The sequence below is a fragment of the Actinomadura sp. CNU-125 genome (assembly GCF_001942465.1).
In the GTDB taxonomy this organism is placed as follows: domain Bacteria; phylum Actinomycetota; class Actinomycetes; order Streptosporangiales; family Streptosporangiaceae; genus Spirillospora.
In genome coordinates, this window is the sequence record NZ_MKJY01000600.1 from 22197 (window position 1) to 30303 (window position 8107).

Here is an 8107-nt window from a genome sequence, read left to right on the forward strand (position 1 = left end):
GGGTGAGGACGCGATCCGCGTGATCCTTCTGCTGTCCACCTCGGACACCGATCTGCTCAGCGCGCGCGCCGGTGGCGCCGATTTCCGGCTGGCCAACCCTGCGCGCGTTCCGGTGGAGGAACTTCCCGGACTCGTCGAGGGCACCGACCTGGTGGTGGTCCGGTTGCTCGGCGGGCGCCGGGCTTGGGAGGAGGGGCTGGACGCCCTGCTGGCGGGGCCCCGTCCCGTGGTGGTCCTCAGCGGCGAGCAGGCCCCGGACGCCGAGTTGATGGGGCTTTCGACGGTTCCGGCCGGTGTCGCCGCCGAGGCGCACGCGTACCTCGCGCACGGGGGTCCCGGGAACCTGCGCGAGTTGTTCCGGTTCCTGTCGGACACCGTGCTGCTGACCGGGTTCGGGTTCGCACCGCCCGCGGAGACGCCCGCCTGGGGCGTCCTGGAGCGGGACGCGGCGGACGGCGGCGGGCCCGTGGTCGGAGTGCTGTACTACCGGGCGCACCACCTGGCCGGGAACACCGCGTTCGTGGACGCGCTGTGCCGGGCGATCGAGGCGAAGGGCGGGCGGGCGCTGCCGGTCTTCTGCGCGTCGCTGCGGACGGCGGAGGCGGGGCTGCTGGAGACGCTCGGGCGGGTCGACGCGCTGATCGTGACGGTTCTGGCGGCGGGCGGGACGAAGCCCGCGCTCGCGGGTGCGGGCGGGGACGACGAGGCGTGGGACGTCGGCGCGCTCGCGGAACTGGACGTCCCGATCCTGCAGGGCCTGTGCCTGACGAGCGAGCGGGCCGCGTGGGAGGGCGGCGACGACGGGCTGTCGCCGCTGGACACCGCGACGCAGGTGGCGGTGCCGGAGTTCGACGGGCGGCTGATCACGGTGCCGTTCTCGTTCAAGGAGACCGACGAGGACGGCCTCAGCGTCTACGTCGCGGATGAGGAGCGGGCCGCGCGGGTGGCCGGGATCGCCGTCCGGCACGCGGCGCTGCGGCACGTCCCCGAAGGGGACAAGCGGGTCGCGCTGATGCTGTCGGCGTACCCGACGAAGCACGCGCGCATCGGCAACGCGGTCGGGCTCGACACCCCGGCGAGCGTGGTGCGGCTGCTGGCGGCGATGCGCGAGCGGGGCTACGACGTCGGGGACGCGCTGCCGGACGAGGGCGACGCGCTGATGCACGCGCTCATCGAGGCAGGCGGGCAGGACGCCGACTGGCTGACCGAGGAGCAGCTCGAACGCAACCCGGTGCGGGTGCGCGCGGCGAGTACGAGGCGTGGTACCGGACGCTGCCGGACGGGCTGCGGGAAGGCATCGAGCGGTACTGGGGGCCGCCGCCGGGCGAGCTGTTCGTGGACGGCGACGACATCGTCCTCGCGGCGCTGCGGTCGGGGAACGTGGTCGTGATGGTGCAGCCGCCGCGGGGGTTCGGGGAGAACCCGGTCGCGATCTACCACGATCCGGACATGCCGCCGAGTCACCACTATCTGGCCGCTTACCGGTGGCTGGAGGGCGAGTTCGGTGCGCACGCGGTGGTGCACGTGGGCAAGCACGGCAACCTGGAGTGGCTGCCGGGCAAGGCGGCGGGGATGTCCGCGGAGTGCGGGCCCGACGCCGCACTGGGCGATCTGCCGCTGATCTACCCGTTCCTGGTGAACGATCCCGGTGAGGGGACGCAGGCGAAGCGGCGGGCGCACGCGACGCTCGTCGATCATCTGATCCCGCCGATGGCGCGGGCGGAGAGCTACGGCGACATCGCGCGGCTGGAGCAGCTCCTCGACGAGCACGCGAACGTCGCCGCGATGGACCCGGCGAAGCTGCCCGCGATCCGCGCGCAGATCTGGACGCTGATCCGCGCGGCCCGTCTCGACCACGACCTCGGGCTGGACGACCGTCCGCACGATGCGGAGTTCGACGACTTCCTCCTGCACGTGGACGGGTGGTTGTGCGAGGTCAAGGACGTGCAGATCCGGGACGGGCTGCACGTGCTGGGGGCCGCGCCGGAGGGCGCGGGCCGCGTCGACCTGGTGCTGGCGATGCTGCGGGCCCGGCAGCTGTGGGGCGGTTCGCAGGCGCTTCCGGGGCTGCGCGAGGCGCTGGGCCTGGACGAGGACTCGACGGAACGCGCGCGGGTCGACGCGTTCGAGGAGCGGGCGCGCGCGCTCGTCGCGGCCATGGAGGAGCGCGGCTGGGATCCGGGGGCGGCCGGGGAGATCGCCGAGGGGACGGTCGCGGAGATCCTGCGGTTCGCGGCCGGGGAGATCGTGCCCCGGCTGGCGCGGACGTCCGACGAGATCGGCATGGTGCTGCACGCGCTCGACGGCGGCTACGTCCCGGCGGGGCCGAGCGGGTCGCCGCTGCGGGGCCTGATCAACGTGCTGCCGACCGGCCGCAACTTCTACTCGGTAGACCCGAAGGCCGTGCCGTCCCGGCTGGCGTACGACACCGGCCGCGCGATGGCCGACTCGCTGCTCGCCCGGTACCGGGACGAGACGGGCGAATGGCCGCGCTCGGTCGGGCTGTCGGTGTGGGGCACGAGCGCGATGCGGACGTCGGGCGACGACATCGCCGAGGTGCTCGCGCTCCTCGGCGTCCGTCCGGTGTGGGACGAGGCGTCGCGGCGGGTCACCGGGCTGGAGGCCGTGCCGCTCGCCGAACTGGGCCGCCCGCGCGTCGACGTGACCGTCCGGATCAGCGGCTTCTTCCGGGACGCCTTCCCGCACGCGGTCGCGATGCTGGACGACGCGGTGCTGCTGGCGGCCGGGCTGGACGAACGCGACGACGACAACTTCGTGCGCGCGCACGTCCAGGCGGACACGGCGGCGCACGGCGACCGGCGGCGCGCGACGATGCGGGTGTTCGGCTCGCGGCCGGGCGCGTACGGCGCGGGGATCCTGCCGCTGATCGACAGCCGGAACTGGCGCGACGACTCCGACCTCGCCGAGGTGTACGCGGTGTGGGGCGGCTACGCGTACGGGCGCGGGCTGGACGGCGTCCCGGCGCGCGGCGACATGGAGAACGCGTACCGGCGGATCAGCGTGGCGGCGAAGAACACCGACACGCGCGAGCACGACATCGCCGACTCCGACGACTACTTCCAGTACCACGGCGGGATGATCGCCACGGTGCGGGCGCTGACGGGGAGGGCGCCGAAGGCGTACATCGGCGACAGCACCCGCCCGGACGCCGTCCGGACGCGGACGCTCGACGAGGAGACGTCCCGCGTGTTCCGGGCGCGGGTGGTGAACCCGCGATGGCTGGCGGCGATGCGGCGCCACGGGTACAAGGGCGCGTTCGAGCTGGCGGCGACCGTCGACTACCTGTTCGGGTACGACGCCACGGCCGGGGTCGTCGCCGACTGGATGTACGAGAAGCTCGCGCGGACGTACGCCCTCGACGAGGAGAACCGGGCGTTCTTCGAGAAGTCGAACCCGTGGGCCCTGCACGGCATCGCCGAACGCCTGCTGGAGGCGGCGGACCGGGGCATGTGGGAGCACCCGGAGCAGGCCACCCTCGACGCCCTGAAGCGGCTCTACCTGGAGGTGGAGGGCGACCTGGAGGACGGCTAGCCGGTGCGCCGGGCCGCGCCGAGGAGGTCCTCGAACGGGACGGGGTTCTCGTACGGGTCCTCGGCGGCGGGGGCGGGGCGGCCCGCGACCAGGGCGGCGAGTTCCGTGCCCGCGCGGCGGATCCGGTCGCCGAGGCGGGTCTCGCCGCTCCCCCAGTCGGCGGACGCGGCGAACACGGCCGTCGGGACGACGTTCGCCCGCAGGTACGCGAGCAGCGGGCGGACGGCGAAGTCGAGGGCGAGCGAGTGCCGTTCGGTGCCGCCGGTCGCGCCGATCAGCGCGGGCGTCCCGTCCAGGGCGTCGCGGTCGAGGACGTCGAAGAACGTCTTGAACAGGCCGTTGTAGGACGCGTTGAACACCGGGGTGACGGCGACGAGGCCGTCCGCGCCCGTCACGGCGTCGACGGCGGCGCGCAGGTCGCCGCTCGGGAAGCCGGTGAGGGTCGCGTCGACCATGGCGTGGGCGTGGTCGCGCAGGTCGACCGGTTCGACGACGACGTCGCGCGCGTGCTCGGCGCGCAGGGCGTCCGCGGCGGCGTCGGCGAGCCGGTCGGCCAGCAGCCGGGTGGACGACGGGCGGCCGAGCCCGGCGGACACGACGGCGAGGGTGCGGGTGCTCATCGGCTCTCCTCGGTGACCTTCGCGGCGCGGGCGGCGTGCGTCGGGGCGGTGGCCGGGACGTGCGCCGGGCGCAGCGACTCGAACTCCTTGCGCAGCACCGGGACGACCTCCTCGCCGAGGATGTCGAGCTGCTCCAGGACGGTCTTCAGCGGCAGGCCCGCGTGGTCCATCAGGAACAGCTGGCGCTGGTAGTCGCCGAAGTTGTCGCGGAACGTCAGCGTCCGGTCGATGACCTGCTGCGGGCTGCCGACGGTGAGCGGCGTCTCGGCGGTGAACTCCTCCAGCGACGGGCCGTGCCCGTACACGGGCGCGTTGTCGAAGTACGGGCGGAACTCGCGGACGGCGTCCTGGGAGTTCTTGCGCATGAACACCTGCCCGCCGAGCCCGACGATGGCCTGGTCGGCGGAGCCGTGCCCGTAGTGCTCGTAACGCCGCCGGTAGAGGCCGATGAGGCGCTGGAAGTGCGTGGTGGGCCAGAAGATGTGGTTCGCGAAGAATCCGTCGCCGTAGTAGGCGGCCTGCTCGGCGATCTCCGGGCTGCGGATGGAGCCGTGCCAGACGAACGGCGGGACGCCGTCCAGCGGGCGGGGCGCCGAGGTGAACGACTGCAGCGGCGTCCGGAACTCGCCTTCCCAGTCGACGACGTCCTCGCGCCAGAGGCGGTGCAGGAGGTGGTAGTTCTCGATCGCGAGGGGGATGCCGTTGCGGATGTCCTGGCCGAACCACGGGTAGACGGGGCCGGTGTTGCCGCGTCCCATCATCAGGTCGACCCGGCCGTCGGCGAGGTGCTGCAGCATCGCGAAGTCCTCGGCGATCTTCACCGGGTCGTTGGTGGTGATCAGCGTCGTCGCGGTGGACAGGACGAGCCGTTCGGTGCGGGCCGCGATGTAGCCGAGCATCGTCGTCGGCGAGGACGGGACGAACGGCGGGTTGTGGTGCTCGCCGCTCGCGAACACGTCCAGCCCGACCTCCTCGGCCTTCAGCGCGATCGCGACCATGGCCTTGATCCGCTCGGCCTCGGTGGGCGTCCGGCCGGTGGTCGGGTCCGTGGTGACGTCGCCGACCGAGAAGATCCCGAACTGCATGTCGGCCTCCCAGATAGTAGAACGTTCAACCATTCTAACCGGAGCCGGCGGGCGCCTATTCCGGTGCCGCTCAGGCCCGCCGGAGGGCGATGCTGCTCTCCAGCGCGTCGATCAGCCACAGGACCACCGCGCCCGGGACGGCCGCGTCCCCCGCCACCTCGCCGTTCAGCGCCCAGTACCGGCGCATCCGCGGGTCCTGCTCCAACGCGACGGCGGGCAGGAGGGAACGGCGGAACCCGGGCGAGTCGCGTTCGCGCCGTCCGGCCGCGTGCGCCTCCATGAACCGTTCGAGGGCCGGTCCCGGCTCCGGTTCCCGGCGCGCGCGCACGAGCGGCATGGCCAGCTCGACGGCCTCGCGCATCCCGTCGAGCAGCGTCGGCTCGTCCACGACCCGCTCGGCGTTCGCCCGGCCCTGCGCCCGCAACTCCCGGACGAGCGCCCGGTCCCCCGCCAGCGCGACCATCTCCGCGTACGCGACGACCTGGCCGGGCGCGGGTCGTCGGGCGGTGCGGGCACCGTCAATTCCAGGTGGACGCGCACGATCTCGTCGGGTACCGGCACCATGATGCGGCGCCGCCAGAAGTCCAGGAGCGCCTCGTGCGCCTTCGGGCCGTCCTGGACGGCGGCCAGCAGGTCCAGGCGCGCCGCGCGCTCGGCCGGATCGGCGTCCTCGACCGCCCGCAGGGACGCGCGCCGCCACGCGAGGGCCGCGAGTTCGACGTCCAGCGCGGACCGCTCGGCGGCGACGGCCTCGTCCAGGGACCGCTCGCCGGTCAGCACGGCGGTGATCGCGGGCAGGCCGAGCCCGAGGCCGCGCAGCCGCCGGACGAGCCGCAGCCGATCGGCCGCCGCCGCGTCGAACCGCCGGTGCCCGCCCGTGCTGCGCACCGGTTCGAGGATCCCCTCGTCGCAGTAGAACCGGATCGTCCGCACCGGCACCCCCGTGAGCGCCGACAGGTCCCCGATCGCGATCGATGTGGCGTCCGTCACAACTACTTGAACCTCCACCCGGCTGGAGTTCCTACCGTACGTGCGGACCACCGGAAGAGAGGAGCGGGACATGGACGTCCTGGACATCACGCGCATCGCGGAAGGGCTGCGGCAGCACACCGCGGGGCTCGCCGACGCCGCCTCGGGGCCGGCCCCGGACACGACGGTTCCGACCTGCCCGGAATGGACGCTGCGCGACCTCGTCGGGCACGTCGGGCAGGCGCACCGCTGGGCCGCGGCGATGTTCCGCACCGGCGGAACCGCCGTGACGGACGAACTCCCCCGCGACACCCCGGCCGACCAGGCGGACTGGGCGGGGTGGCTGCGCGAGGGCGCCGCGGAGGCCGTCGCCGCGCAGGCCGCGCACCCCGGCCCGGTCGCGCACCCGCTGATGGGCGACGCCCCGTCGGCGATGTGGCTGCGCCGGATGCTGCACGACACGTCCGTCCACCACGCCGACGCGACGATCACCGCGGGGACGCCGTTCACGATCGCGCCCGACCTGGCCGCCGACGAGATCACCGAGACGATGGGCCACATCACCAGGCCGGAGGCGCGCGGCTCAAGCCCGAACTCGGCGAACTGCGCGGCACCGGCCAGACCCTGTGCCTGCGCGCGGACGAGCCGTCCGTCCCCGGCTGGCTGATCACCCGCCGTCCGGACGCCGCGGTCGTCGAGTACGAGGCCCGCGACGCCGACGTGACGGTCGCGGGCCCCGTCCAGGACCTCATGCTGCTGTTCGCGCGCCGCCTCACCCCGGACACCGCAGCCGTGAAAGTGACCGGCGATGGGGGGTTGCTGGAGCACTGGTTGGCGCATACCGCCGTGTGAGCGGCGGCCGTAACGGAGCGCAGCGGAGTGGAGGCCGACGCTCACACGGCCGCCCTTGCCGGGGGGTGTGGGGGGTCGCCCCCCACAGTGATTCGTGTGGAGGCCGACGCTCACACGGCCGCCTTGCCGGGGGCGTGGGGGGCGCCCCCACCAGTGATTCGTGTGAGCGGCGGCCGCTCTTGCGGGGGCGCGGTGCGGTTCGCCCCGTCCGCCAGAATGGGGTCATGGCGGACGGGTGGCGGCTGGTGTGGGACGCGGTGCCGAAGCGGGACGGGCTGGAGGCGTTCGGGAGCGTCGAGGACGACCGGGCGGGCTCGCATCCGGGCGTCCGGCACGTCAAGGCGCTCGGGACGATGTACCGGTTCGACATCCATCATCCCGGCGACGTCGACCGTTCCCCCGACCGGCAGCGGCAGGAGGTCAAGGGGATGCGGGCGGGCGGCCGCACGTGGGCGATCGGACGCGACGAGACGTGGCGGTTCGCCTGGTCGTGGTACCTGACGGGCGCGCTGCGGGCGACGACGAGCTTCACGCACGTCCACCAGATGTTCGCGGGCGGCAAGGGCGGTAAACCGGTGCTGGTGACGTCGCTGCGGCGGCGCGGCGGGCGCGACCTGCTGGAGTTGAACGCGATCCACGCGGGGGTCGTGGCCGGGGAGACGGACCTGCGGCCGCTGAGGAGCCGGTGGATCGACGTCGTGCTGGAGGCGCGGTTCGCCGAGGCCGGGAGCGTCCGGTGGCGGGTGTCGTCGGAGGACGGCGTGGCGGTGGACGTCGCGCGGGACGGCCTCGACCTGTGGAACGGCAAGGGCGACATCGCCCCCAAATGGGGGATCTACCGGTCGCTGAAGGACTCGTCGCGGCTGTCGGACGCGCACCTGCTGATCAAGGATCTGCGGGCGTACCGTCCGGCGTGATCGATTCGAGCATTTTCCCGAGGCTGTAGCAGGTCAGGTCGTCGTCCTCGGCGGCCAGCGCCGCGAGGATCACCGGACGGCATTCCGCGGCGCACGCCTTGCGCAGGATGTG

General features: G+C 73.6%; 5 protein-coding genes and 1 pseudogene. 3 read left to right on the forward strand and 3 right to left on the reverse strand.

From position 1 onward, the window contains the following. The first annotated feature begins 13 nt into the window (after nucleotides 1–13). Nucleotides 14–3552, forward strand: a pseudogene (gene cobN, locus BJF79_RS49525) (cobaltochelatase subunit CobN). Here cobN and BJF79_RS49530 read toward each other — a convergent pair. The 3 genes from BJF79_RS49530 to BJF79_RS49540 form a co-directional block, all read right to left on the reverse strand. Continuing rightward, nucleotides 3549–4172: a CE1759 family FMN reductase gene (locus BJF79_RS49530; protein WP_075907491.1), complete on the reverse strand. Its 624-nt coding sequence runs from the start codon at nucleotides 4170–4172 to the stop codon at nucleotides 3549–3551. The pseudogene cobN and the gene BJF79_RS49530 overlap by 4 nt on opposite strands. Beyond that, the gene (locus tag BJF79_RS49535) at nucleotides 4169–5257 is read right to left on the reverse strand and encodes an LLM class flavin-dependent oxidoreductase (protein WP_075907492.1); all 1089 of its coding nucleotides are present in this window, start codon (nucleotides 5255–5257) and stop codon (nucleotides 4169–4171) included. Before BJF79_RS49535 ends, BJF79_RS49530 begins: the two co-directional genes overlap by 4 nt. Before the next feature lie 165 nt (nucleotides 5258–5422). Beyond that, complete coding sequence (locus BJF79_RS49540; RefSeq protein ID WP_262403718.1) at nucleotides 5423–6247, reverse strand: MerR family transcriptional regulator; 825 nt, start codon at nucleotides 6245–6247, stop codon at nucleotides 5423–5425. 70 nt (nucleotides 6248–6317) lie between these two features. On the opposite strand from BJF79_RS49540, the gene BJF79_RS49545 reads away from it, so the two are divergent. Both BJF79_RS49545 and BJF79_RS49550 read left to right on the forward strand, forming a co-directional pair. Then, on the forward strand, nucleotides 6318–6893 hold the full coding sequence (locus BJF79_RS49545; RefSeq protein WP_262403719.1) for a maleylpyruvate isomerase family mycothiol-dependent enzyme: 576 nt from the start codon (nucleotides 6318–6320) through the stop codon (nucleotides 6891–6893). A gap of 409 nt (nucleotides 6894–7302) precedes the next feature. After that, nucleotides 7303–7995: a hypothetical protein gene (locus tag BJF79_RS49550; protein ID WP_075907493.1), complete on the forward strand. Its 693-nt coding sequence runs from the start codon at nucleotides 7303–7305 to the stop codon at nucleotides 7993–7995. The last annotated feature ends 112 nt before the right edge of the window (nucleotides 7996–8107 follow it).

What these genes read in the sequence shown, in the direction of transcription:
- BJF79_RS49545 (WP_262403719.1), top strand. Translation starts at nt 6,318, where the DNA reads ATGGACGTCCTGGACATCACGCGCATCGCGGAAGGGCTGCGGCAGCAC.
- BJF79_RS49530 (WP_075907491.1), bottom strand. Translation starts at nt 4,172, where the DNA reads ATGAGCACCCGCACCCTCGCCGTCGTGTCCGCCGGGCTCGGCCGCCCG.
- BJF79_RS49535 (WP_075907492.1), bottom strand. Translation starts at nt 5,257, where the DNA reads ATGCAGTTCGGGATCTTCTCGGTCGGCGACGTCACCACGGACCCGACC.
- BJF79_RS49550 (WP_075907493.1), top strand. Translation starts at nt 7,303, where the DNA reads ATGGCGGACGGGTGGCGGCTGGTGTGGGACGCGGTGCCGAAGCGGGAC.